Annotated in this window: 22 protein-coding genes; 16 read left to right on the top strand and 6 right to left on the bottom strand. The window is 64.9% G+C overall.

Going from position 1 to position 24,722, the window contains the following annotated elements:
• Positions 1–22: 22 nt before the first annotated feature.
• Positions 23–1,093, bottom strand: a complete 1,071-nt coding sequence (locus IVA81_RS32260; RefSeq protein ID WP_247325568.1) for a glycosyltransferase family 4 protein — start codon at positions 1,091–1,093, stop codon at positions 23–25.
• Between the two features lie 272 nt (positions 1,094–1,365).
• Here IVA81_RS32260 and IVA81_RS32255 point away from each other — a divergent pair, with 272 nt between their 5' ends.
• The 4 genes from IVA81_RS32255 to IVA81_RS32240 are packed head-to-tail and all read left to right on the top strand — an operon-like array spanning position 1,366 to position 7,268.
• Positions 1,366–3,129: an ABC transporter ATP-binding protein gene (locus IVA81_RS32255; protein ID WP_247325551.1), complete on the top strand. Its 1,764-nt coding sequence runs from the start codon at positions 1,366–1,368 to the stop codon at positions 3,127–3,129.
• Between the two features lie 58 nt (positions 3,130–3,187).
• Positions 3,188–5,392: an amylo-alpha-1,6-glucosidase gene (locus IVA81_RS32250; protein ID WP_247325547.1), complete on the top strand. Its 2,205-nt coding sequence runs from the start codon at positions 3,188–3,190 to the stop codon at positions 5,390–5,392.
• A 20-nt stretch (positions 5,393–5,412) separates the two neighbouring features.
• Positions 5,413–5,931 (top strand): PRC-barrel domain-containing protein, encoded by a 519-nt coding sequence (locus IVA81_RS32245; RefSeq protein ID WP_247325543.1) that lies wholly within the window; start codon positions 5,413–5,415, stop codon positions 5,929–5,931.
• 23 nt (positions 5,932–5,954) lie between these two features.
• Positions 5,955–7,268, top strand: a complete 1,314-nt coding sequence (locus tag IVA81_RS32240; RefSeq protein ID WP_247325539.1) for an MFS transporter — start codon at positions 5,955–5,957, stop codon at positions 7,266–7,268.
• Positions 7,269–7,310: 42 nt separating this feature from the next.
• Here the strand turns inward: IVA81_RS32240 and IVA81_RS32235 are convergent, their stop codons facing one another.
• The 4 genes from IVA81_RS32235 to fixL all read right to left on the bottom strand — a co-directional run bounded on the left by IVA81_RS32235 (position 7,311) and on the right by fixL (position 10,712).
• Positions 7,311–8,009: a helix-turn-helix domain-containing protein gene (locus IVA81_RS32235; RefSeq protein WP_247325534.1), complete on the bottom strand. Its 699-nt coding sequence runs from the start codon at positions 8,007–8,009 to the stop codon at positions 7,311–7,313.
• Between the two features lie 103 nt (positions 8,010–8,112).
• A complete protein-coding gene (locus tag IVA81_RS32230) occupies positions 8,113–8,529 on the bottom strand; it encodes a response regulator (RefSeq protein WP_247325531.1) in 417 nt (138 codons plus the stop codon).
• A gap of 44 nt (positions 8,530–8,573) precedes the next feature.
• Positions 8,574–9,191 carry a response regulator FixJ gene (gene fixJ, locus IVA81_RS32225; protein ID WP_247325522.1) on the bottom strand — a complete coding sequence of 206 codons (618 nt, stop codon included), beginning with the start codon at positions 9,189–9,191 and terminating at the stop codon, positions 8,574–8,576.
• 3 nt (positions 9,192–9,194) lie between these two features.
• Positions 9,195–10,712: a sensor protein FixL gene (gene fixL, locus IVA81_RS32220; RefSeq protein WP_247325521.1), complete on the bottom strand. Its 1,518-nt coding sequence runs from the start codon at positions 10,710–10,712 to the stop codon at positions 9,195–9,197.
• A 198-nt stretch (positions 10,713–10,910) separates the two neighbouring features.
• Between fixL and IVA81_RS32215 the strand changes: the two genes are divergently transcribed.
• The 11 genes from IVA81_RS32215 to IVA81_RS32165 all read left to right on the top strand — a co-directional run bounded on the left by IVA81_RS32215 (position 10,911) and on the right by IVA81_RS32165 (position 21,504).
• Positions 10,911–11,744 carry a universal stress protein gene (locus tag IVA81_RS32215; RefSeq protein WP_247325519.1) on the top strand — a complete coding sequence of 278 codons (834 nt, stop codon included), beginning with the start codon at positions 10,911–10,913 and terminating at the stop codon, positions 11,742–11,744.
• Between the two features lie 34 nt (positions 11,745–11,778).
• Positions 11,779–12,204, top strand: coding sequence for a CBS domain-containing protein (locus IVA81_RS32210; protein ID WP_247325518.1), 426 nt, complete (start codon positions 11,779–11,781; stop codon positions 12,202–12,204).
• A gap of 350 nt (positions 12,205–12,554) precedes the next feature.
• Positions 12,555–14,204: a cytochrome-c oxidase, cbb3-type subunit I gene (gene ccoN, locus IVA81_RS32205; protein ID WP_247325516.1), complete on the top strand. Its 1,650-nt coding sequence runs from the start codon at positions 12,555–12,557 to the stop codon at positions 14,202–14,204.
• Between the two features lie 12 nt (positions 14,205–14,216).
• A complete protein-coding gene (gene ccoO / locus IVA81_RS32200) occupies positions 14,217–14,951 on the top strand; it encodes a cytochrome-c oxidase, cbb3-type subunit II (protein ID WP_247325514.1) in 735 nt (244 codons plus the stop codon).
• A 13-nt stretch (positions 14,952–14,964) separates the two neighbouring features.
• Positions 14,965–15,129, top strand: coding sequence for a cbb3-type cytochrome c oxidase subunit 3 (locus tag IVA81_RS32195; RefSeq protein WP_246916827.1), 165 nt, complete (start codon positions 14,965–14,967; stop codon positions 15,127–15,129).
• A gap of 6 nt (positions 15,130–15,135) precedes the next feature.
• Positions 15,136–16,011: a cytochrome-c oxidase, cbb3-type subunit III gene (gene ccoP / locus IVA81_RS32190; RefSeq protein WP_247325513.1), complete on the top strand. Its 876-nt coding sequence runs from the start codon at positions 15,136–15,138 to the stop codon at positions 16,009–16,011.
• Positions 16,012–16,134: 123 nt separating this feature from the next.
• Positions 16,135–17,601 carry a cytochrome c oxidase accessory protein CcoG gene (gene ccoG / locus IVA81_RS32185; RefSeq protein ID WP_247325512.1) on the top strand — a complete coding sequence of 489 codons (1,467 nt, stop codon included), beginning with the start codon at positions 16,135–16,137 and terminating at the stop codon, positions 17,599–17,601.
• 19 nt (positions 17,602–17,620) lie between these two features.
• Complete coding sequence (locus tag IVA81_RS32180; protein ID WP_247325511.1) at positions 17,621–18,112, top strand: FixH family protein; 492 nt, start codon at positions 17,621–17,623, stop codon at positions 18,110–18,112.
• A gap of 11 nt (positions 18,113–18,123) precedes the next feature.
• Positions 18,124–20,313 (top strand): cation-translocating P-type ATPase, encoded by a 2,190-nt coding sequence (locus IVA81_RS32175; protein WP_247325510.1) that lies wholly within the window; start codon positions 18,124–18,126, stop codon positions 20,311–20,313.
• Positions 20,313–20,480: a cbb3-type cytochrome oxidase assembly protein CcoS gene (gene ccoS, locus IVA81_RS32170; RefSeq protein ID WP_247325505.1), complete on the top strand. Its 168-nt coding sequence runs from the start codon at positions 20,313–20,315 to the stop codon at positions 20,478–20,480. The genes IVA81_RS32175 and ccoS overlap by 1 nt, the downstream gene beginning before the upstream one ends.
• A gap of 73 nt (positions 20,481–20,553) precedes the next feature.
• Entirely contained in the window at positions 20,554–21,504 is a 951-nt protein-coding gene (locus tag IVA81_RS32165) for an oxygenase MpaB family protein (RefSeq protein ID WP_247325503.1), read from the top strand.
• Positions 21,505–21,792: 288 nt separating this feature from the next.
• On the opposite strand, the gene glgA is transcribed toward IVA81_RS32165, so the two are convergent.
• Positions 21,793–23,208 (bottom strand): glycogen synthase GlgA, encoded by a 1,416-nt coding sequence (glgA, locus tag IVA81_RS32160; RefSeq protein WP_247325501.1) that lies wholly within the window; start codon positions 23,206–23,208, stop codon positions 21,793–21,795.
• Between the two features lie 194 nt (positions 23,209–23,402).
• Between glgA and IVA81_RS32155 the strand changes: the two genes are divergently transcribed.
• The gene (locus IVA81_RS32155) at positions 23,403–24,599 is read left to right on the top strand and encodes a CoA transferase (RefSeq protein WP_247325500.1); all 1,197 of its coding nucleotides are present in this window, start codon (positions 23,403–23,405) and stop codon (positions 24,597–24,599) included.
• Positions 24,600–24,722 lie beyond the last annotated feature (123 nt).

Here is a 24,722-nt window from a genome sequence, read left to right as displayed (position 1 = left end):
GTCCGGGACACGAGAGTTGCCGCTACTCCGCGCTGCTCACCAGCTTGATCCGCGGCGCCTGCTCCTCGGCGAGGCTGCGGTAGGCCGCGAGATAGTCCAGCGCCATGCGCCGCGCCGTGAAGCGCGTCTCGAACTGCTTGCGGATCGCGGCGCGATCGAGTTGCGGAAGGCGGTTCACCACCCCCGCGGCACTGATGACGTCCTCGACGATGAAGCCGGTGAGGCCTTCGTCGATGATCTCCGGCACCGAGCCGCGGTTGAAGGCGACGACCGGCGTTCCGCACGCCATGGCCTCGATCATCACGAGGCCGAACGGCTCCGGCCAGTCGATCGGCAGCAGAAGTCCGAGCGCGCCACTCAGGAAATCCGACTTCTCATGATCGCTGATCTCGCCGATGAACTCCACCAGCGGATTGTTCTCGATCATCGGCCGGATCAGCTCGTCGTAGTAATCCTGATCGGCACGATCGACCTTGGCTGCGATCTTCAGCGGAATGCCGCAGTGGGTCGCGATCTTGATGGCGCGGTCGACGCCCTTCTCGGGCGCGATGCGGCCGAGAACGGCGAGATATTCCTGTTTCGCCGGCTTCGGCGTCAGCAGGTTCTCCGGAAGGCCGTGATGAATCGTGGTCACCCAATTCGCCTGCGGCACCGGCCGTCGCTGCGCATTGGAGATCGAGATGACCGGCATCTTGGAGAAGGTGTTGAAGACCGGCTGATGCTCCGGCAGGTCGAGCCGGCCGTGCAGCGTCGTCAGGAACGGCGTCGGCTGCCGGTGGAACAACGACCAGGGATAATAGTCGAGATGGAAGTGGAGGAAGTCGAACTCCTCGTCGTCACATTTCTGCCGCACGCGCTCCAGCAGCACCATGTGCAGCGCATTGGGGTCGCGCACGGAACCGTCGAGACGGAGCGCCCGGGGCCACAGCGCGTCCAGCTTGCCTGATGTCCGCGAGTCGCCGCTGGCGAACAAAGTCACGTCGTGCCCAAGGGCCACCAACTCTTCCGTCAACCAATGCACCACCCGCTCGGTGCCGCCATACAGCTTGGGTGGAACAGCCTCCGTCAACGGAGCTACCTGCGCGATGCGCATCTCACCATCTCCTCTGCGATCATGAAGTTGAAACCCCCGCCAGTACGGCACCGGCATGCCAGACAAGGGAACGTTCCCGCACTTGCGAAGTTCCTTCCTGCGAACGTTACATATTCGACACGTCCGCGGGCCGTCTCGATGCTGCCACTACATCTTCTCAGATCGTCCGCATCCGCATGTCGTGATCGCCCGGCTCGGGAACCGAGGCGAAGAGGTCGATGTTCAGTCGATCAGTAACAAAACGAAAATCAGCATAACGGGGCGATAGCCATATGGATCAGCTTTCTGGATACGCACGCAGGCCATTTGCCTTTGTCTTGCGCTATCTCCGGCGTCGGCTTGCGGCGCATCTGGTGATCCTGACTGCCGTCGTGGCAGCCGTTGCCTGCTCCGTGGGCACGCAGTACGGCGTCAAGTCGCTGGTCGACAGCCTGTCCGCGGGACCATCACACGGCGGGAACGTATGGCTGGCATTCATTTTACTCATGTCGCTGATCGCCGCCGACAACTTCCTGTGGCGGATCGCGAGCTGGACGGCGAGCTTCACCTTCGTTCGTGTCACGGGTGATTTACGCCGTGACATATTTCGTCATCTCACCGGGCACGCGCCGAGCTACTTCTCCGACCGGATGCCCGGCATGCTGACGAGCCGCATCACGGCGACGTCGAACGCGGTGTTCACGGTCGAGAACATGTTCGTCTGGAATGTGTTGCCGCCCTGCATTGCCACAATTGCGGCAATCGCCTTGATTGGAACCGTCAGCCCTTACATGGCGCTTGGCCTGATCGTGATCGCCGGCGGCATGGTGGTTGCGATGTTCCGTCTCGCCGCCGCGGGCAAGCCGCTGCATGACGACTTCGCCGACAAGGCCGCCGTGGTCGACGGCGAGATGATCGACGTCATCAGCAACATGCCGCTGGTGCGGGCCTTCTGCGGCATCGGCCACGAGCACGAGCGGTTCGACGCGACCGTGAACCGGGAGCTGACCGCGCGCAGCCGCAGCTTGCGTTATCTGGAAAAGCTGCGGTTGTTGCATGCCGCTGTGACCGTGCTTTTGACGATCGCGCTGATGGCCTGGGCAGTCACGCTCTGGCAGAAGGGCGAAGCGACGACCGGTGACGTCGTGCTGGTCTGTACGCTTGGTATCTCCATCTTGAGCGCAACGCGCGATCTCGCGGTGGCGCTGGTCGACGTCACCCAGCACGTCGCGCGGCTGACCGAGGCGATCGCGACGCTGCTGGTGCCGCACGATCTGCGCGATCACCCCGAAGCGGAGCCGCTGGTGAAGAGCGGCGCGGCGATCGCGTACAACAATGTTACCTTCGGCTATCCCGGCGGCGAGAAGATTTTCGAGCGGTTCAGCCTTCGTTTGCAGCCCGGCCAGCGCGTCGGCCTGGTCGGCCAGTCCGGCGGCGGCAAATCGACGCTGTTCACGCTGCTGCAGCGCTTCTACGATACCGACGAGGGCAGTATCACGATCGACGGGCAGGACATCTCGAAGGTCACGCAGCTGAGCCTGCGCGAGGCGATCTCCGTCGTGCCGCAGGACATCTCCTTGTTCCACCGGTCGATCCGCGAGAACATCCGCTACGGCCGCCCGAACGCGACCGACGACGAGGTGCTGCGCGCCGCGATCGCCGCGCGCTGCGATTTCGTCGAGAGCATGCCGGATGGTCTCGACACCATGGTCGGCGACCGCGGCGTCAAGATGTCGGGCGGCCAGCGTCAGCGCATCGCGATCGCGCGCGCCTTCCTGAAGGACGCACCGATCCTGCTGCTGGACGAGGCGACCGCGGCGCTCGACAGCGAGTCGGAAGAGGCGATCCGCGAGGCGTTGTCGCGGCTGATGCGGGGCCGCACGGTGATCGCGATCGCGCATCGCCTCGCGACGCTACGCAATTTCGACCGCGTGGTGGTGCTGAAGAATGGTAAGATCATCGAGGACGGCGCGCCGGACCGCCTGATGCAAGGCCACGGCCCCTATCGGGAATTGGTGACGCAGGAGATGAGCCGGCTCGCGAAGTTCGCCGCGTAAATCCAACAGTCGCGCTCGCGTTGGTTGCGTTTCGAAACAATGCGCAGGGGAGCAGCTCATGGCAGCCGAAGCCGTAACCCAGATCATCTCCGTATCGCAGACGGTGGACGCCGTCGCGGAGCAGACGTTCTACATCCCGATGACCGGGCCCGCAGCACGACCGCGGCGGTCCCTCAAGCACGACGACATGTTCATCGTGCTCGACAGCCATGGCGACATCGGCGCCTCCGCCGGCGGGCCGGACGGACTGTTTCACTATGACACGCGCTATCTGGCGCGGCTGGAGCTCGTGCTCGACGATCTCCAGCCGCTGCTGCTCGGCTCCAACCTGCGCGACGACAATTCGGCGCTGACCGTCGATCTGACCAATCCGGACATCTACCGTCAGGGCCGCCTGGTGTTTCAGAAGGACCTGCTGCACATCGTGCGCACGATCTTCCTGTGGCGCGGCACCGCCTATCAGCGCATCGGCGTGCAGAACCACGGTGACGCACGCGCCAGCTTCGAGCTGACGCTGCTGTTCGACAACGATTTCGCCGATCTGTTCGAGGTCCGCGGCGAGCGTCGCCCGCGCCGCGGGACCGGCACGAGCAAATTGCTCGGGCCGACCGACGTGCTGTTCGAATATCGCGGTCTCGATGACACCGAACGTACCACGGGGCTGCATTTCGACCCGCGTCCGACGCGGCTGTCGGTGAATGCCGCGACCTGGCAGATCGAACTGGATCCGCATGAATCGGAATCGCTGTTTGTGGCCGTGTCCTGCAACCGGCCGATCGCGGAGAAGCCTGCGCGCTTCTTCAGGGGCTTGCTCGCCCATCGCCGCGAGATGCGCCAGTCCACGATGGGCGCCGCCAGCATCGAGACCTCCAACAACATCTTCAACGAGGTGCTGTGTCAGGCCATGGCCGACCTCAACATGCTGATGACGGAGACGCCGCAGGGGCGTTATCCCTATGCCGGCATTCCCTGGTACTCGACGACGTTCGGTCGCGACGGCCTGATCACCGCGCTCCAGATGCTGTGGGTCGATCCGCGCGTCGCCAAGGGCGTGCTGCGCCGGCTTGCGCATTTTCAGGCCAAGGCGATAGATCCGCTCGCCGATGCCGCGCCCGGCAAGATCCTGCACGAGATGCGCGGCGGCGAGATGGCGGCGTTGGGCGAGGTGCCGTTCTCACAATATTACGGCAGCGTCGATTCGACCGCGCTGTTCATCCTGCTCGCCGGAAGCTATTTCGAACGCACCGGGGACGAGGCCACGTTGATCGAGCTATGGCCGGCAATCGAGGCGGGGCTGGCCTGGATCGACGGTCCCGGCGATCCCGACCAGGACGGCTTCGTCGAATACCAGCGCGCGACCGAAAAGGGGCTGGCCAACCAGGGCTGGAAGGATTCGTATGACGCGATCTTCCACGCCGACGGGCAGCTCGCGGAAGGCAATATCGCACTCGCCGAAGTCCAGGGCTACGTCTACGCCGCCAAGCAGCTCGCCGCGCGTTGCGCCTTGCGGCTCGGCAAGCCGGACCGTGCGCGTAAGCTCGAGGCCGAGGCCAGGGCGCTGGCCGAGCGCTTCGAGACGGCGTTCTGGTGCGAGGAGCTCGGCACCTATGCGCTCGCCCTCGATGGCAAGAAGCGGCCGTGCAAGGTGCGGACCTCGAACGCCGGTCAGGTCCTGTTCAGCGGCATGATCCGCGAGGACCGCGCCCGTCTCGTCGCAGCCGATCTGATGCAGCCGCATTTCTTCTCGGGCTGGGGCATCCGCACCGTCGCGCAAGGCGAGGTGCGCTACAACCCGATGTCCTATCATGACGGGTCGATCTGGCCGCATGACAACGCGCTGATCGCGCTCGGGCTTGCTCGCTACGGCCTCAAGCACTCGGTGGCGCATGTCTTCAAGGGATTGTTCGACGCGGCGACCTACATGGACCTGCGCCGGTTGCCCGAATTGTTCTGCGGCTTCCGGCGCGAAAAGCGGCGCGGCCCGACGCTCTATCCGGTCGCCTGCGCGCCGCAGGCCTGGGCCAGCGCGACGCCGTTCACATTGCTGGAAGCGGCCCTCGGCCTCGAGTTCGACGTGGCGCGCGGCGAAATTCGCCTGCGCAACCCGCATCTGCCGACGTTCCTCCACGAGGTGATCCTGCGCGATCTGCGCCTGGGCGAGTCCAGCGTCGATCTTCGCGTCAGCCGCCACGGCGACGACGTGGCGCTGGAGGTGTTGCGCACGCGCGGCCAGATCCAGGTCTCGATCGTGCTGGCGCGCTAGCGGCGCGCAAGGAGGGCGTCATGCGTGCGATCGGAGTATTGATTCTTGCCATAGCTATCGTCGCGAACCTGGCGGTCGCCACCTCGCGTGCCGCGGACGAGCCGCCCACGGACCCGAGTGAGGCGAATGCGCCGGCGACCCAGCCGCCGGCTTCGACCGTGCCCGTCACGCCGAAGGACGCCGCCCCGCCGCCGTCGGTGACCATCATCGGCGCGAGCGAGGCTCACGGCGTGCTCGGCCGCGACGTGCGCAGTGCTGCCGGTGAGGATATGGGCCGCATCGTCGATGTCATCGTCGATCGCGGCGGCCATGTCCGCGCCGCGGCTATCGATTTCGGCGGATTTCTCGGCGTCGGCAGTCGCAAGATCGTGGTGGACTGGAACGCACTGCGCTTCGGCAAGATCGCCAACAAGAAGGACAGCATCACGCTGGAATTGACCAAGGCGCAGGTCGCGGCCGCGCCGGAATACAAGGAAGACACGCCGATCGTGGTGCTTGGCGCGTCCGGCAGCCTTCAACCGCTGCAAGTGATCCAGTGAGGTGCGGGGAGGGCTGACCGGCTGTGCTGTTGTCGAGGAAGCCGAACCAAGCAGATCGCGATGGCCGCGTTGAACAGGACGACGTCGCCGTGCCATCGGCCGTTGGCATTCCGGCGCCGTCGCGCCAGAGCCTGCGCGGCCTCGACTGGTTCATCTTCTTCCTCGCCGACGTCCAGACCGGATTCGGTCCCTTCATCGCGGTCTATCTGACCACCCAGAAATGGACGCAGGTCGAGATCGGCCTCGTGCTGTCGATCGGCGGGATCGTCGCGTTGATCGGGCAGATGCCGGGCGGGGCGATCATCGATGCCGCGAAATCGGAGCGGCTGGTCGCCGGCCTGGCGATCGCGACGATCGGCGCTTGCGCGCTGGCCTATGCGGCAATGCCGATCTTCCCCGTCGTGGTGGCCGCGGCCACCTTGCACGCGGCGGCGAGCTGCGTGCTGGGGCCGGCAATTGCGGCGATCAGCCTTGGCCTGGTCGGTCCGCTCGCGATCGGCGAACGGCTCGGCCGCAATGCGCGCTTTGCCTCGCTTGGCAACGGCGTCGCAGCGGCGGTGATGGGCACCGCGGGCTATCTCTTGTCGAGCCGCTCGGTATTCCTGGTCACCTTCCTGCTCGCAATTCCGACCCTGATCGCACTCTCGCGCATCCGCGAGCATGAGGTCGATATCAGGCGTTGTCACGGCGAGATGCCGCCTGAAGCCGCCGACCGTGGCGACACCAATCTCTGGCATCTGATCCGGCAGCGTCCGCTCATTGTCTTCGCCCTCAGCGTGCTGCTGTTGCAGCTCGCGAACGCTGCGATGATGCCGCTGATGGCAAGTGCTGTGACGGCGCGGTCCAGCCAATGGGCAACGGTCCTCGTCGCATTTTGCATCGTCGTTCCGCAGGCGATCGTGGCGCTGCTGTCGCCGACGGTCGGCCGCAAGGCGCAGCTCTGGGGCCGGCGGCCGTTGCTTCTGATCGGATTCGGCGCGCTGATGATTCGCGGCCTGCTGTTTGCGACCGTGCGCGACCCGTACCTGCTGGTAGCAGTGCAGGTGTTCGACGGCATCACCGCGGCGGTGTTCGCGGTGATGATTCCGCTGATCGTGGCCGACGTCGCTTTCGGCAGCGGCCATTTCAACCTGGCGCAGGGCATCGTCGGCACCGCCATCGGCATCGGCGCGTCACTGAGCACGGCGCTCGGAGGCTATGTCAGCGACAAGTTCGGCAATGCCACCGCCTTCATCGGGCTGTCCGGCGTTGCCGCGACGGGGCTGTTGCTGATTCTCTTCGTGATGCCGGAGACACGGCGCACGGGTCTGGTCGCCACGAAAGAAATGGCCGGCTGAACGAATTCAACCGGCCAGTGGGTGGGGAGGACGTCGCAAAAATCAGGCGTCGAGATGCTGCAGGCGCTGACGGTTGCGCAGCACGATCTGGCGGGCGCCGGAGAAACCGAGAATGCCCTGGGCGTGAAGCTGCGACAGTGCGCGCGACACGGTTTCGAGCGTGAGACCGAGATAGTCGCCGATGTCGCGGCGGCACATCGGCAGCGCCATCATGCCGGCAACGGCGAGGCGGCGGTCCATTTCGAGCAGGAAGGTCGCAACGCGCTCCATCGCGGTCTTGCGGCCCAGCAGCAGCATGTGGTCCTCGGCGTGGCGAAGCTCGGAGGCGGTCATCGCCCAGAGCTTGCGGGCGACCTGGACGTCGGTGCCTGCAGCCTTCTCGAGGCTCGCGCGCTTCACGAGACGCACGGTGGTGTCGATGATGGCTTCGGCAGCAAGGCGGTGAGCGGGGCCGGATTCGAGGCCGAACACGTCGCCGGGAAGATGGAAGGCACCGATCTGGCGGCGGCCGTCCGACAAGAGCTTGTAGCTGCTCACTGCGCCTGACACGACCTGGTAGACATATTCGGCCGGCTCGTCCTCGCCATAGATCTCCTCGTCCTTGCGGTAGGAGAACTCCGTGGCGACGAGGCCGACATGGCCCGTGATGGCGCCGAACTGGTCGGTAACGGGATGGGCGGGAGCAATCTTGCCGACGATCTGGGTGTTGATCGCCTGGGTGTTGAGCGTCTGGGTCAGCATCTGCGCCATCTCCGTTGTGATGGAGCATTGCTACGCGGGATCGTGCAATCCGGAAATTTCGAGCGATATCTTAAGGACGATTACCTACGTAGAATCCCGTAGGTCAGGCGCGGGGACGGTCCTGGATGGCATGGCGGATGCACTTGACCAGGTTTTCGTCGAGAAGCGGCTTCAAAACCACGTCTTTGATGCCCGCCGTCGCAGCCCGGGCCGAGATGTTCTCGTCGGGATAGCCGGTGATCAGGATCACAGGCGCGTCGCGGTCGGATTCGCGCAAGTGGCCGGCGAGCTCGATGCCGTTGATGCCTGGCATCTTGTAGTCGATGACGTAGCAGTCCGGTCCAGGCGCGCCGCTGAGATTAAGCAGCGCCGTGGCGCTCCTGAAGGTTCGCACGGCGAAGCCGTCGGTCTCCAGCAGGAACCGCAGGGACCCCAGGACGGCGGCGTCATCATCGACCACATAGACGGTGCGGAGCGCTGAGGACGACGGCCGCTCATGATGTGAACCGACCTCGATCATGCTGCTTAGGCTAGCACAGTGCCGGGACGGGGGATTGACTTGCCTCAATCGTTGAGCATGCCGGCGCGCATCGCCAGCCGGACCAGTTCCGAGAGGCTGCCCGCCTGCATCTTGGTCATGACATTGGCCCGGTAGACCTCGATGGTGCGCGGGCTGATGTCGTATTCGCGGGCGATCAGCTTGTTGGACAGTCCCGCGATCAGCCCTTCCATGACTTGGCGCTCCCTGGGACTCAAGGACGCGACGCGGGCGGCGATGTCCTGCGCGACGGCCTCGCTCTTGGCGGCGGGCTCGGCCTGGCGGATCGCCGACTCGATCATGGCGGTGAGACGGTCGTCGTCAAACGGCTTTTCCAGGAAATCGACCGCCCCGAGCTTCATCGCCTCGACGGCGAGCGGCACGTCGCCATGACCTGTCATGATCAGGATAGGGAACGCGCTTTGCTGCGCCTTCATCCGCTTCAGCAGCTCGATCCCGTCGAGGCCGGGCATGCGCACGTCCGAGACGACGCAGCCGAAGCCGAGGCCGGGCATGGCGTCGAGAAAGGCGACTGCGTTGTCGAACAGCGTGACGCCGAAGCCGGCGGAATCCAGCAGAAAATTCAGCGAATCGCGCATCGCGGCGTCGTCGTCGATGACGTAGACATGTCCCTTGGTCGTCATGAATCAGCTTTCGTCGGTTGCCGGCAAGGTGAAGCGGAATGTCGCTCCGCCCGCTGCGTTGCTCTCGGCCCACATGCGGCCGCCGTGAGCCTCGATGATCGAGCGGCTGATGGAGAGCCCCACGCCCATGCCGGTGTCCTTGGTGGTGAAGAAGGTCTGGAACAGGTTTGGAATGACGTCGTCCCGGAAGCCCGAGCCGGTGTCGGAGACCTCCACCTCGATCATGTCGTCGCCGACGCGGGTATTGGCGACGACGAGCTCGCGCCGCGGCGACTGCGCCATTGCTTCGAGCGCGTTGCGAAACAGATTGACCAGCACCTGCTGGATCTGCACGCGGTCGGCAAGGACGAGATCGGCGTCGGGATCGAGGCTGAAGCGGAGCTGCACGTTCTGCTCGCGCGCGCCGGCGAGCCCGAGCGCGCCGGCCTCCTCAATCAGCTTGGACAGGCTCTCGACTCGCTTTTCCGATTCGCCGCGGGAGACGAAGTCGCGCAGGCGCCGGATGATCTGGCCGGCGCGCAAGGCCTGCTCCGCCGCGCGATCCAGCGCGCTTTCAACCTTCGGCATGTTGGGATCGCTGCTGCCGGCGAGGAGGCGCCGCGATCCCTTCATGTAATTGCTGATCGCCGCCAGCGGCTGGTTGAGCTCGTGGGCGAGAGCGGAGGCCATTTCGCCCATGGCGGTCAGCCGCGAGACGTGGACGAGCTCGGATTGCAATTCCTGGAGCCGGGCCTGGGTCTGCTGGTGCTCGGTGAGGTCGCGGACGAAGCCGGTGAAATAGGGCTCGCCGCCGGATTCCATCTCGCCGATCGACAGGTGCATCGGAAAAGTCGTGCCGTCGCGGCGCTTGCCGGTCACGATGCGGCCGATGCCGATGATGTGCGGATCGCTCGTGGTGCGGTAACGGGCAATGTAGCCGTCGTGGCGGGTGCGATCGGGCTCCGGCATCAGGATGCTGACGTTCTGGCCGATCGCCTCGTGCTCGGGCCAGCCGAACAGGCGTTCCGCCGCCGTGCTGAAGAGCTGCATGATGCCGTGGCCGTCGATGACGATCATGGCGTCGGGAATGGTGTGGAGGATGGAGCGGAGGTGACTCTCGCGCGTGCGCAGCGCCTCCTCGACCTGCTTCTCCTCGTCGATGTCGAGAAAGATGCCGCTGAGATGACGGGCGGCGCCGGATTCGTCGCGAATGAGTCCGGCCCGGGCGCGAATCCACTGTGCGCTGCCGGAGGCATTCGCGACCCTGAAGGAGACGTCGAAGCTGCCGCCACGTTCGGAAACGCGCTTGATCGCGCTCTCGACCCGCTCTCTGTCCGCGGGTTGAAGCTGCGACAGGAAGAGGTCGTAGCTCGCCGGCTGATCCCGTTCGACGCCGAGCAGAGCCCTGGCGGTATCGGACCAGTCCAATTCCCGCGTCGCGAGGTCGAGATCCCAGGTGCCGACGCCAAATCCTTCGATCCGAACGCGAAAACTTTCGCCTCGACCATCGTCCTGCGAGTGCGTTACGCGGGTCGGCGACAAGTGATGCTCCTAATCCTGATGCGGCGGCTCCGGACGCGGTTACCGCTTTCCTAATGTCGCCCAAGGCCGGGCCGGAGGCAAGTTCTGTCGCTTGCCGATGGACGGCAAGCCGGGGGCCGGTGGTCTCCTTGATCTATCTCATCTCCATGTGCGGAGGCAGGCGTAATTTCACCGAAGTCTTTGCACTGGAGAATTCCGATGACATACGCGACGGTGATGGTCAGCCTGGCGCTCGATCAGTCCAACGAGGCGCGTCTTCAGGTCGCCGGTGAACTGGCCGAACGATTCGAGGCTGATATCGTCGGGGTCGCGGCGGCGCAGTTTGCGCCGCCGCTCTATTTCACCGACGGCGCCGAGGCGCAAGCGCTGATCGACGAGGGCGAAGCTTCGATCAAGCGGCGGCTGGCGGGCCTGGAGGCGCAATTCCGTGCCGCTACCAAGAATCGTGGCGGACATGCGGAGTGGCGCAGCGCCATGGACTTTCCGGCGCGATTCGCCCTGGCGCAGGCGCGTTACGCCGACATCGTGGTCAGCGGCGGGCAGAGCCCGGCCTTCTCCGACGCGTTCGCGCTCGCAAGCCCCAAGGATCTGGTGATGCAGGCCGGCCGCCCGCTTCTCGTCGTCCCCGACCGTGCCAACTGGCTCGATCTGCGTAGCGTGCTGGTGGCGTGGAAGGACACGCCGGAGGCGCGGCGGGCGGTGGCTGATGCGCTGCCGATGCTGCGCAAGGCGAGGGACGTCACCGTCGCCACGATTCCGGAGCGCGACGACGATCGTTCGGTCGTGATGGCCGGCGTCACCGACGTTGCCGCCTGGCTCGCCCGCCACGGCGTCACCGCGACGGTGCGAATCTGCGAAGGCGCACGGAGCGAAACCGCCGCCGCGCAACTGGAGAAAGTCGCCGGCGACGTTGATGCCGGCCTGATCGTAGCGGGCGCCTATGGTCATTCGAGATTTCGTGAACTGATCTTGGGCGGCGTCACCCAGTATCTGGTCACGCAGACTGCCCGCAGCGTGCTGCTGTCGCATTGACGGCTGGCCGGAAAACAATCGAGGAGGACGCGCCGTGTACAGATTTCTTGAACAGACCGTCGACGGCTACATGACGCGCAACGTCAAGGCGGTGCAGCGCGACTGCGACTTGCTCGAGCTCAGCGAGATGTTCGAGACCGACGATTTCAACTCCTATCCGGTCGAGGACGACGGGCAGGTGGTCGGCATCGTCACCAAATTCGACATCCTGAAGTGCTTCGCTTTCACCCCGAGTCAGATGCTGCCCCGCTATCACGACCTGATGAGCCGCAAGGTCGGCGACGTCATGACGCCCGAATTCATCTATGTCAGTCCCGACACGCGCCTGACGCGCGTGCTCCAGATCATGGTCGAGCACCGCATCAGGAGCATCATCGTGCTCGATAACGCGCAGAAGCTGGTCGGAATCATCGCCCGCGAGGACGTCATCGCGGCACTCAAGGCGACGGCAAGGGACTGACTTCCTTTTTCCTCATGTTATGAGTCGTAGGGTGGGCAAAGCGCAGCGTGCCCACCATTTCTGCCAGCGGTGTTGGATGGATGGTGGGCACGGCGCAAGCGCGCCTTTGCCCACCCTACGATTCTGCTCTCGCGGAGCTGCACCCCTCACCCAAGTGAGTTTGTATATCCCGGCGGCGCTGCCCTCTCCCGCAAGGGGAGAGGGCACATCAACTGCCGGCTCCGCGGAAATACGGGGCAATCCCCAAAGAATGAGCCGATCCAGAACTTAAGTGCCGCTCTTGATTTCAATCAATTCCCCGCGAGGGTGAATGTGGTTTCTGGCGGCGTGTTCTTTCAGAGAGAATCCGCATGAGCCAGCCCTCCATTTCCAAATCCATGACATCAGGTGAAAGCGGCTTGGCTGTCGTGTTCGCAGTCACCGCCTTCCTCTGCGTGATCGCTTCGGCCAAGGCGCTCGATGCGCCCTTCGCCTTCCATGCCGCGCTCAGCGCGGCGGCGAGCCTGGCTGCGGTGTTCGTCATCGTCAACCGCTACCTCGACCGTCCGGCGGCGCTGCCGCCGGCGGAGATCAACGGCCGCCCGAACTACAACATGGGCCCGATCAAGTTCTCCTCCTTCATGGCGATGTTCTGGGGCATTGCCGGCTTCCTCGTCGGCCTTCTCATCGCCTCGCAGCTGGCCTGGCCGGCGCTGAACTTCGACCTGCCCTGGACCAGCTTCGGCCGCCTGCGGCCGCTGCACACCTCCGCCGTGATCTTCGCCTTCGGCGGCAACGTGCTGATCGCGACCTCGTTCTACGTGGTGCAGAAGTCCTGCCGCGCGCGCCTCGCCGGTGACCTCGCGCCCTGGTTCGTCGTGGTGGGCTACAACTTCTTCATTCTGATCGCCGGCACGGGCTATCTGCTCGGCGTCACCCAGTCGAAGGAATATGCCGAGCCGGAATGGTATGCCGATTTGTGGCTGACCATCGTCTGGGTTGTCTATCTGCTCGTCTTCCTTGCCACCGTCATCAAGCGCAAGGAGCCGCACATCTTCGTCGCGAACTGGTTCTATCTCGCCTTCATCGTGACGATCGCGGTGCTGCATCTCGGCAACAACCCGGCGCTCCCCGTCTCGGTGTTCGGCTCGAAGTCCTACGTCGCCTGGGGCGGCATCCAGGACGCCATGTTCCAGTGGTGGTACGGCCACAACGCGGTCGGCTTCTTCCTGACCGCCGGCTTCCTCGCCATCATGTACTACTTCATCCCGAAGCGCGCCGAGCGGCCGATCTACTCCTACCGGCTGTCGATCATCCACTTCTGGGCCCTGATCTTCCTCTACATCTGGGCCGGCCCGCACCATCTGCACTACACGGCGCTGCCGGACTGGACGCAGACGCTGGGCATGACCTTCTCGATCATGCTGTGGATGCCCTCCTGGGGCGGCATGATCAACGGCCTGATGACGCTGTCCGGCGCCTGGGACAAGCTGCGCACCGACCCCGTGCTGCGCATGCTCGTGGTCTCCGTCGCCTTCTACGGCATGTCGACCTTCGAAGGCCCGATGATGTCGATCAAGGTGGTCAACTCGCTCAGCCACTATACCGACTGGACCATCGGTCACGTGCATTCCGGCGCGCTCGGCTGGGTCGGCTTCGTCTCCTTCGGCGCGCTCTACTGCCTGGTGCCGTGGGCGTGGAATCGCAAGGAGCTCTACAGCCTGAAGCTCGTCAACTGGCACTTCTGGGTCGCGACCCTCGGCATCGTCCTCTACATCTCGGCGATGTGGGTGTCCGGCATCCTCCAGGGCCTGATGTGGCGCGCCTACACCTCGCTCGGCTTCCTCGAATATTCCTTCATCGAGACCGTCGAGGCGATGCATCCCTTCTACATCATCCGCGCCGCCGGCGGCGGGCTGTTCCTGATCGGTGCGCTGATCATGGCCTACAATCTCTGGATGACCGTTCGCGTCGGCGAGCAGGAAGCCCAGATGCCCGTCGCTCTTCAGCCGGCGGAATGAGGAGCTAAAGCAATGTCGTTCTGGACACGCCACCAAGTCTTCGAAAAGAACTCGATCATCCTGATCGTCGGCATCCTGCTGGTGATCGCGATCGGCGGTCTCGTCGAGATCACTCCGCTGTTCTACCTCAAGAGCACGATCGAGAAGGTCGACGGCGTCAGGCCCTATACGCCGCTGGAGCTCGCGGGACGCAACGTCTACGTTCGCGAGGGCTGCTATCTCTGCCACTCGCAGATGGTCCGCCCCCTGCGCGACGAAGTCGAACGCTACGGCCACTTCTCGCTCGCCGCCGAGAGCATGTTCGACCACCCGTTCCAGTGGGGCTCCAAGCGCACCGGTCCGGACCTTGCCCGCGTCGGCGCCAAATATTCCGACGACTGGCACGTCACCCATCTCACCAACCCGCGCGCGATCGTGCCGCAGTCGGTGATGCCGGGCTATCCGTTCCTGAGCCATAGCGAGGTCGATCCGGACACGATCGCCGACCACATGCGCACGCTGAGGACCGTCGGTGTGCCCTATACGGACGACCAGATCGCCAGTGCTGGCGCCGATTTGAAGGCCCAGGCCGACCCGGAAAATGCCGGCCCCGATGCCTTCAACAAGCGCTACGCCAAGGCCGTCGTGCGCAATTTCGACGGCAAGACCGGCACGCCGACCGAGATGGACGCGCTGATCGCGTACCTGCAGATGCTCGGCACGCTGGTCGACTTCAAGATCTACAACGAGAAAGCCAATCTTCGCTGAGAAGGCATGAACGATGAAAGCTATCCTGACAGTCCACAATCTAGCGTCCGAGCTCGTGACGACGATCTGGACGCCGGTGTTCGTCGCGATCTTTCTCGCGATCATCGCCTACGCTTTTTGGCCCCGTAACAAGGCTGTTTTCGATCAAGCAGCGCACCTGCCGTTGCGGGAGGAGTGAGAGACCATGACCGATCATCATAGCGACATCGATTCCGTCTCCGGCAAGTCCACGACCGGACATGAATGGGACGGCATCAAGGAGCTCAACACGCCGCTGCCGCGCTGGTGGGTGATCTCGTTCTATATCACCATCGTCTGGGCGGTCGCCTACTGGATCGTCTATCCGGCCTGGCCGCTGATCTCCAGCAATACCACGGGCATGTTCGGCTACTCCTCGCGCGCCGACGTCGCGGTCGAGCTCGCCAACCTCGAGAAGATTCGCGGTGACAAGATGGTGGCGCTGGGCGCGGCCTCGCTCGCCGACATCGAGAAGGACCCGGCCTTGCTGGCGCTCGCTCGCGCCAAGGGCAAGACCGTGTTCGGCGACAATTGCGCGCCCTGCCACGGCTCTGGTGCCGCCGGCGCCAAGGGCTATCCGAACCTGAACGACGACGACTGGCTGTGGGGCGGCACGCTCGACCAGATCATGCAGACCATCCAGTTCGGCGCGCGTTCCGGTCATGCCAAGACCCATGAGGGCCAGATGCTCGCCTTCGGCAAGGACGGCGTGCTGAAGGGCGACGAGATCGTCACGGTCGCCAATTACGTGCGGTCGCTGGCTGGCCTTCCGATCCGCAATGGCTTCGATGCCGCCAAGGGCGAGAAGATCTTCGCGGAGAATTGCGTCGCCTGCCACGGCGACGGCGGCAAAGGCAACCCGGAGATGGGTGCACCGAACCTGACCGACAAGATCTGGCTCTACGGCTCCGACGAGGCGAGCCTGATCGAGACCATCAGCCAGGGCCGCGCCGGCGTGATGCCGGCCTGGGAAGGGCGGCTCGATCCCGCCACCATCAAGGCGATGGCGGTCTACGTCCACTCGCTGGGCGGCGGAAAATAGCAGATCCCGTGGCTCAAAGGAGTCTAGCGGGGGCGAACAAAAGCGCCCCCGTTTGAGCTGGATCAAATGGCGCAACGATGTCGGGTCTAGGTTTAATCGCACCTCTTCGAGAAGTTCTAAGCGATGAACAAGACCGTGAACCCGAAAGACCTCACATCGGACGACCACAACGGGCCGCTCTACGCGGCCCAAAAAAAGGTCTATCCCCAGAGCGTCTCCGGCACATTCCGCCGGATCAAATGGAGCCTGATGGCGGTCTGCCTCGGCGTCTATTACTTCCTCCCCTTCGTGCGCTGGAACCGCGGTATCAGTGCCCCCAGCCAGGCGGTGCTGATCGATCTTCCCAACAGCCGCTTCTACTTCTTCTTCATCGAGTTGTGGCCGCAGGAGGTCTACTACTTCACCGGCCTGTTGATCGTGGCCGCGGTGGTGCTGTTCCTGATGAACTCGGTCGGCGGCCGCATCTGGTGCGGTTATCTTTGCCCACAGACGGTGTGGACCGACCTGTTCTATGCCGTCGAGCGTCTGGTCGAGGGTGACCGGCGCGAGCGGATGAAGAAGGACAAATCCTCCGACCCGCTGAAGCTCGAGCGGATCTCCGAGATCGTGCTCAAGCATTCGATCTGGCTCATGATCGCCTGGTGGACCGGCGGCGCCTGGGTGCTCTACTTCAACGACGCGCCGACCCTGGTGAAAGAGCTCGTCACCTTCCAGGGGCCGATGATCGCCTATGTCTGGATCGGCATCCTCACCGCGACGACTTATCTGCTCGCCGGCTACATGCGCGAGCAGGTCTGCACCTATATGTGCCCGTGGCCGCGGATCCAGGCCGCACTCACCGACGAATGGGCGCTCAACGTCACCTACCGCTACGACCGCGGCGAGAAGCGCACGTCGGTCAAGAAGGCCGCCGAGTTGCGCGCGCTCGGCGAGCAGGTTGGCGATTGCGTCGATTGCTACCAGTGCGTCGCGGTTTGCCCCACCGGCATTGACATCCGCAACGGACCGCAGATGGAATGCATCCAGTGCGGTCTCTGCATCGACGCCTGCGACAACGTGATGACCAAAATCGGCCGGCCGAAGCGGCTGATCGGCTACGACAACGACATCAACATTCAGCGCCGCCAGGAAGGCAAGGCGCCGATCTACCGCATCGTCCGCCCCCGCACCATCGGCTACAGCGCCATTATCGCGGCCATCGGCGGCTTCATGATCTACACGCTGGCGACGCGCAGCCTGCTCGACGTCAACGTGTTGCACGATCGCAATCCGGTCGCGGTCAAGCTCAGCGACGGCTCGATCCGCAACGCCTACACGGTGCGCCTGCTGAACAAAAGCGGCTACGACCGCATCATCGCGATCGACGCGAACGGTCCGGCCAACGCGACCATTCACGTGATCGGCGTCGATTCGGTGACCCCGGACCGGCCGATGATCGTGATCCCGCGCGACTCCACCAGCGAGCTGCGGCTGCTCGTCACCGCGCCGGCCGAGAACAATCCGGAGAAGTCGGTCCCCGTTCGCTTCCACGTCACCGATATCGGGCTCGGCGAGGTCGCTTCCGCCACCGACAATTTCGTCTCGCCTTAAGAAAAGTCTGGAGTGAGCCATGGCATCCGCCCCGAAGCCGCTGACCGGAACAAAAGTCTTCCTGATGCTGGTCGCTTTCTTCGGCCTCGTGATCGGCGTGAACGTCACCATGATGAAGCTCGCGATCGCGACGCTGCCCGGCACCGATGTCGACAGCCCCTATGCCGCCGGCCTGACCTACGACCGCGAGATCTCGGCGGCGCATGATCAGGCCGCGCGCAAATGGAAGGTCAACGCCTATATCGAGCGCCGCAACGACGGTGGCGCCGTGGTCCAGGTCGAAGCCCGCGATGCCGGCGGCCAGCCGATCGCCGGACTGAAATTCGGCGGACGCCTGGAGCGGCCGACCGACAAGCGCTCCGATCTCGCCGTCGAGCTCACCGAGGCCGGCATCGGCCTCTATCGCGGCAACGCAGCGTCCGTCGCGCCGGGCCAGTGGGACTTGGTGATCGAGGGCGAGGCGCGGGGGACGCGCGTGTTCCTGTCGCGCAACCGCGTGATCCTGAACTGAAGGACTTCGACATGCACGTCACGCGGGATTTCTCGCACTACGTCCGGACCGCGGGCGAGGGCGTCCAGCACATCGATCTCGCGGTCGAAGGCGTTCACTGCGCCGGCTGCATGGCCAAGATCGAACGCGGCCTGTCTGCCATTCCCGACGTCACGCTGGCGCGCGTCAACCTCACCGACCGCCGCGTCGCGCTGGAATGGAAGGCGGGTACGCTCGACCCGAGCCGCTTCATCGATCGGCTCGAGGAGCTCGGCTACAAGGCCTATCCGTTCGAGACCGAGAGCGCGGAGGTGGCGGAGGTCGCCGAATCGCGCTTCCTGCTGCGCTGCCTCGGCGTCGCGGCGTTCGCCACCATGAACGTGATGATGCTGTCGATCCCGGTGTGGTCGGGTAACGTCTCGGACATGCTGCCCGAGCAGCGCGACTTCTTCCATTGGCTGTCGGCGCTGATCGCATTGCCGGCGGCGGCCTATGCCGGCCAGCCGTTCTTCCGCTCGGCCTGGCGCGCGCTGTCGGCGAAGACGACCAACATGGACGTGCCGATCTCGATCGGCGTGATCCTGGCGCTCGGCATGTCCGTGGTCGAGACCATCCACCACGCCGAGCACGCCTATTTCGACGCGGCGATCATGCTGCTGACTTTCCTGCTGGTCGGCCGCTTCCTCGACCAGAACATGCGGCGGCGGACCCGCGCGGTCGCCGGCAATCTCGCGGCGCTGAAGGCGGAGACGGCCGCGAAGTTCGTCGGATCTGATGAGATCTCGCAGGTGCCGGTGGCCGCGATCCATCCCGGCGACATCGTGCTGTTGCGGCCCGGCGAGCGCTGCGCGGTCGACGGCACCGTGATCGAGGGCCGTTCGGAGATCGACCAGAGCCTGATCACCGGCGAGACGCTCTATGTCACGGCCGAGCACGGCACGCCGGTCTATGCCGGATCGATGAACATTTCCGGCACCCTGCGGGTGCGGGTTTCGGCCGCCTCCGAGGCGACGCTGCTCGCCGAGATCACGCGGCTGCTCGACAACGCGCTCCAGGCGCGCTCGCGCTACATGCGCCTCGCCGACCGCGCCTCCCGGCTCTACGCCCCGGTGGTGCATGCGACCGCGCTCATCACCATTCTCGGCTGGGTCATTGCCGGCGCGTCCTGGCATGACGCGATCGTGACCGGCGTTGCCGTGTTGATCATTACCTGTCCCTGCGCGCTGGGGCTTGCCATTCCGACCGTGCAGACGATCGCCTCCGGCGCGATGTTCAAGTCCGGCGTGCTGCTGAATTCCGGGGACGCGATCGAGCGGCTGGCCGAGGCCGACCATGTCATCTTCGACAAGACCGGCACGCTGACGCTGCCCGATCTCGAAGTGATGAATGCCGCCGACATTCCCGCCGATGTCTTCGAGCTCGCGGGCCGGCTCGCGCTGTCGAGCCATCATCCGGTTGCCGCCGCCGTCGCTCAAGCGGCCGGCGCCAGATCGCCGATCGTCGGTGCGGCCGAAGAGGCCGGGCAGGGCGTCCGTGCGACCGTGGACGGCGTCGAGCTCCGCCTTGGCCGCCCTTCTTTCTGCGGCGCGGAGGCACTGGTCGGCAGCGCCATGGTCGATCCCGAAGCTTCCATCGTCGCTTTCAGCAAGGGAAGCGACAGGTTCATCCTCTCGGTCCGCCAGGGCCTGCGTCCGGATGCGCAGGCTGTGATCGCGGCACTGAAGGCGCGCAACATCGGCATCGAGATTCTCTCCGGCGACCGCGAGCCGGCGGTGAAGGCGGCGGCCCATGCGCTTGACATTCCCGAGTGGCGCGCCGGGCTCACGCCGGCCGACAAGATCGCGCGGATCGAGGAATTGAAGCGGCGCGGCGCAAAGGTGCTGATGGTCGGCGACGGCATGAACGACGCGCCGTCGCTCGCGGCAGCCCATGTCTCGATGTCGCCGATCTCGGCCGCGCATCTGAGCCAGGCCACCGCCGACCTCGTCTTCCTTGGCCGGCCGCTGGCTCCGGTGGTCGCGGCCATCGACGCTTCGCGCAAGGCACTGCACCTGATGCGGCAGAACCTGTGGCTTGCGATCGGCTACAATGTCCTGGCGGTGCCAGTTGCGATCAGCGGCGTCGTGACGCCGCTGATCGCGGCGGCGGCCATGAGCGGATCCTCGATCCTGGTCATGCTGAATTCGCTGCGCGCGCGCAGCGCCTCGCGGGAGATCATGTGATGGAGATCCTGGTCATCCTGGTCCCACTGGCGCTGATGCTTGGAGGTGCTGGTCTCGTCGCCTTCCTCTGGTCGCTCCGCAGCGGCCAATACGACGATCTCGACGGCGCCGCCTGGCGCGCCATCGCCGACGACGAGCAGCCGCAGGAAGCCCCGGCGAAACGCTGAGGGCCTGCCCGTTCATCGAATTGCCACAGGCCTTGCGGATTGTTCGGTCTCGTTCTCAGCCGAGATCCTGCCATTGGTCGCCGAGAAAGATCTGGAATCGACCCTCGATCAGGTCCGCGCCAATGCGGCGGGACCGGTTGCGGGCGTGTTCGGTCCTGACACGCTGACCTGGCGGATCGACCGGGAGGCCGTCATCTTCCTCGGCGCCGGACGCGCGTTGTTGCTGCAACTGGCGCATCCCTGGGTCGCGGCCGCCATCGCCGAGCATTCGCGCACCTTGGCCGATCCGATCGGCCGCTTCCATCGCACCTTCGACATCGTCTTTGCCATGGTGTTCGGCTCGCTCGACCGGGCATTGCTATCGTCCCGGCAACTGCATCGGCGCCACGGCATGATCGTTGGCGAGATGCCCGAGACAGTCGGCCCCTTTGCGGCAGGTTCGCGCTATTGTGCCAACGACATTCCGTCGCTGCGCTGGGTTCATGCGACGCTGGTGGAGTCCGCGCTCATGGCGCACGATCTGGTCCTGCCGCCTTTCTCGGCGGAGGAGCGCGAGCGTTACTGGAGCGAGTGCCGGCTGTTCGGTGCCTTGTTCGGATTGACGGCGGACGACCTGCCGGCGGACTGGTCGGGCTTTAAGGCCTACACTGCGGCGATGACGCAGTCGGAGACGTTGACCGTCAGCCCGGCGGCACGCGAGATAGCCGCGCAGATCTTTGGCGGCGCGCGTCCGTGGTTGCGGCCGCCGCGTTGGTATCGCGCGCTCACGGCGAGGATGTTGCCGGAGCGCCTGCGCACGGGCTTCGGGTTTGAGGCCGATGATCGGGACGAGAGGGCGGCCGACAGCGCGCTGCGATGGATCAGGCGCATCTATCCAAGATTGCCGGATAGGCTGCGCTACGTCGGGCCCTACCAGGAAGCGCAGGCGCGGCTGCGCGGCGAGCCGCAGCCGGACTGGATGACCCGATGTCTCAACAGGGCGTGGATCGGCCGGCCACAGATGGATGTGCGCGGGAAGGGGTGACGGGCAAAAGCTATCATCCGTGTCCCGGACAAGCTGCAACGCATAAGCGTTGCGGCGCAGAGCCGGGACCCAGAGGCCAGGAGCTCTCGTGCAGCATGGGCCCCGGCTCAGCAGCCACCGTCGAAGAGACGCTGCGCTGCATCCGGGGCACGAATGTGAGATTCGCTTTCTCCACATCGTCATTGCGAGCGCAGCGAAGCAATCCAGACTGTCACCGCGGAGGCAGTCTGGATTGCTTCGTCGCTTCGCTCCTCGCAATGACGGAGTGTGAGGACGCGCCGTCGCCTCTCACACCGAAGCCAGCTTCCGGTACAGCGCGCTGTAACTTCCCGCCGAGACGCTCCAGGAGAACGAGCGTCCCATGGCGCTGCGACGCATGGTGTCGAGCTGGTCGTGCGCCACGAAAGCCGAGAAGGCTCGGCGCACGCCGCCGAGGAAGGAATCGCGCGAGGGTTTCGAGAACAGGAATCCGGTCTCGCCATCGGTGATGGTCTCGGCGAGGCCGCCGGTCTGGTGCCCGATCGGCAGCGAGCCGAAGCGCTGGGCGTACATCTGGCTGAGCCCGCACGGCTCGAAGCGCGAGGGCATCAGGGTGAAGTCGCTGCCGGCAAAAATGCGGCGCGCCTGGGCGTCGTTGAAGCCGATCACGACGCCGATGGCGTCGGGGCGGCGGCGATGCGCGTCGATCAAGGCCTGTTCGAGCGCCGGCTCACCGGAGCCGGTGACCACGATCTGCCCGCCGGCATCGACGATCTCGTCGGCCGCCGACAGCACGAGGTCGATGCCCTTTTGATGCACGAGGCGGGCGACGATCCCGAACATCGGGCCGCGCGAGACCGCAAGCCCGAACTGCTTGCGGACGTAATCCGCGTTGGCCTTCTTGCCGATCCAATCACCGGCGCCGAATTGCTGGGCGAGCTGGGCGCAGGAGAGCGGGTCCCAGCTCTCGTCGATGCCGTTGAGGATGCCGGTCAGCTCGGCGGCGTCCGAGCGCAGGCGGAGCAGACCCTCCAGACCGCAACCGAACTCGGCCGTCGTGATCTCCCGCGCATAGGTGCCACTGACGGTGGTGAGGTGCGAGGCGTAGACGAGGCCGGCCTTGAGGAAGGAGACCTGGTCGTAAAATTCGACGCCGTCGATGTGGAAGGAGCTCTCCGGTGCGCCGATCCGCCGCAGCGAGTCCTTCGGGAAGAGGCCCTGATAGGCGAGGTTGTGAATGGTCAGGATCGACGGCAGCTTGGCGCCGCGCCAGGCAAGATAGGCCGGCACGAGCGAGGCCTGCCAGTCATTGGCATGGATCAGGTCTGCTGCCCAATTCTTGTCCAGCTTGCCCATGGCCAGCTCAGCGGCTGCCGAGGCAAAGCGCGCGAAGCGGATGTCGTTGTCCGGCCAGTCGCGCCCGGACTCGTCGCCATAGGGGTTGCCGGGCCGATCGTAGAGTTGTGAGCACAACAGCACGTAGACCGGCATTCCGTCCTTCGTCGCGGCCCGGCCGAGCGAGCAGGCCGGCATTTCCGCGAACGCGGGGCAGCGGCCAACGATCTGAATATGCGTGAGTTGCTCGATGATATCGCGATAGCCGGGCAGCAAGATCCGGATATCGGCAAAGGAGCGAAGGGCGCGGGGGAGAGCGGCCGAAACGGCTCCAAGTCCGCCAACGCGGACGAAGTCATCCATCTCTGTGGTGACGAACAAGACCCTCAAGAACAGCTGCCCTCTTCCGATCCCGTTTGCTGCTATGCAAGAACGGGTCCAGTTGTCCCGGAATTCTTAAAGCCCGCCCACGCGGCGCGCCCGTTCGGTAAACACTTTCCTACTCAGCCGCCGCCCTCTAGGGTCGCCGCATCAACAACAGAGAACTTCGATAGTTCCTAAGAGACCCAAGGACGTAAGCAGGCATGCAGCTAGCAGATAAGCATGAGGGGACGACGACAAAGGCCTTCGCGGGGCTGCGGGTCCTGGATTTTTCGACCACGATCGCAGGTCCCCATTGCACGCGGATGCTTGCCGACATGGGCGCCGAGGTCATCAAGATCGAGACAGACGGCGGCGAGACGATGCGGACCCGGCCTCCCTTGCGCCAGGGGTGCAGCACCGCGTTCGGCCAGCTCAATGTCGGCAAGAAGAGCCTGGTGCTCGACCTCAAATCCGAAGACGGCAAGGAGACGGTCCGCCGGCTGGCGGCGACATCAGACATCCTGGTCGAGAACTTTCGCCCCGGCGTGATGCAGCGGCTGCGGCTTGACTACGACAGCCTGCGTCAGATCAACCCGAAGCTGATCTACTGCTCAATCTCGGGCTACGGCCAGACCGGTCCCTCGGCCGAGCTGCCGGCCTATGCGCCGGTGATTCACGCGGCCTCCGGCTACGACATGGCGCATCTCTCCTACCAGCCCGGCCGCAACCGCCCCGATTATTGCGGCATCTATCACGCCGACGTCGTCACCGGAACCTACGGCTTCGGCGCGATCACGTCCGCGCTCTATCAGCGCACCGTGACAGGGCTTGGCCAGCACATTGACGTCTCCATGATGGAAACGATGCTGTCGCTGACGCTGACCGAGTTGCAGACCTCGCAATTCACAGTGAAGGCGACCGCGCGCCCGATGTTCGGGCCGACCGAGACGGGAAACGGCTATGTCATGATCACTGTCGCCAGCGAGAAGACGTTTCAGGGCTTGATGGGCGTGATCGGCCGCCCCGCCTGGATCTCCGACCCGCGCTTCTCGACCTACGCCGCGCGCCGCGAGAACTGGGTCGAGATGATGGACGGCGTCGAAGCCTGGTCACGGCAACTCACGACCGATGCATGCCTTGCTGCGCTGGGCGCGGCCGGCGTGCCGGCTTCGGCCTATCGCACCGTGTCCGAGGCGCTGGCCGATCCGCAGCTCGCGCACCGGCAGGCGCTCTCCGAGGTGCGCGACGAGGGCGGCTCCTTTCAGGTGCTCAACCTGCCGTTCCGGATGTCCGGCGCCGACACCACGCCCGCCAGGACAATGGCCGTGCTCGGCGAGCACACGGATGCGCTGCGCGACGAAATCGGCCTCGCCGATGATGCGCCAATTCCGACAGGCAAAACGGCCGCGACACGCTGAGGCCGAGTGTCGTGCGGCAAGCAATGCGGCCTTGCGTTCCGTCGGCTTGTCATCATCGGCTAGCGTCAACTAGACAGGCCCCGGTTTGTCTCGTCACGCCACCCGTGGCATGGTGGCGATAAC

The sequence above is a fragment of the Bradyrhizobium sp. 141 genome (assembly GCF_023074055.1).
In the GTDB taxonomy this organism is placed as follows: Bacteria; Pseudomonadota; Alphaproteobacteria; order Rhizobiales; family Xanthobacteraceae; genus Bradyrhizobium.
This window is presented reverse-complemented; position numbering and strand designations above follow the sequence as displayed.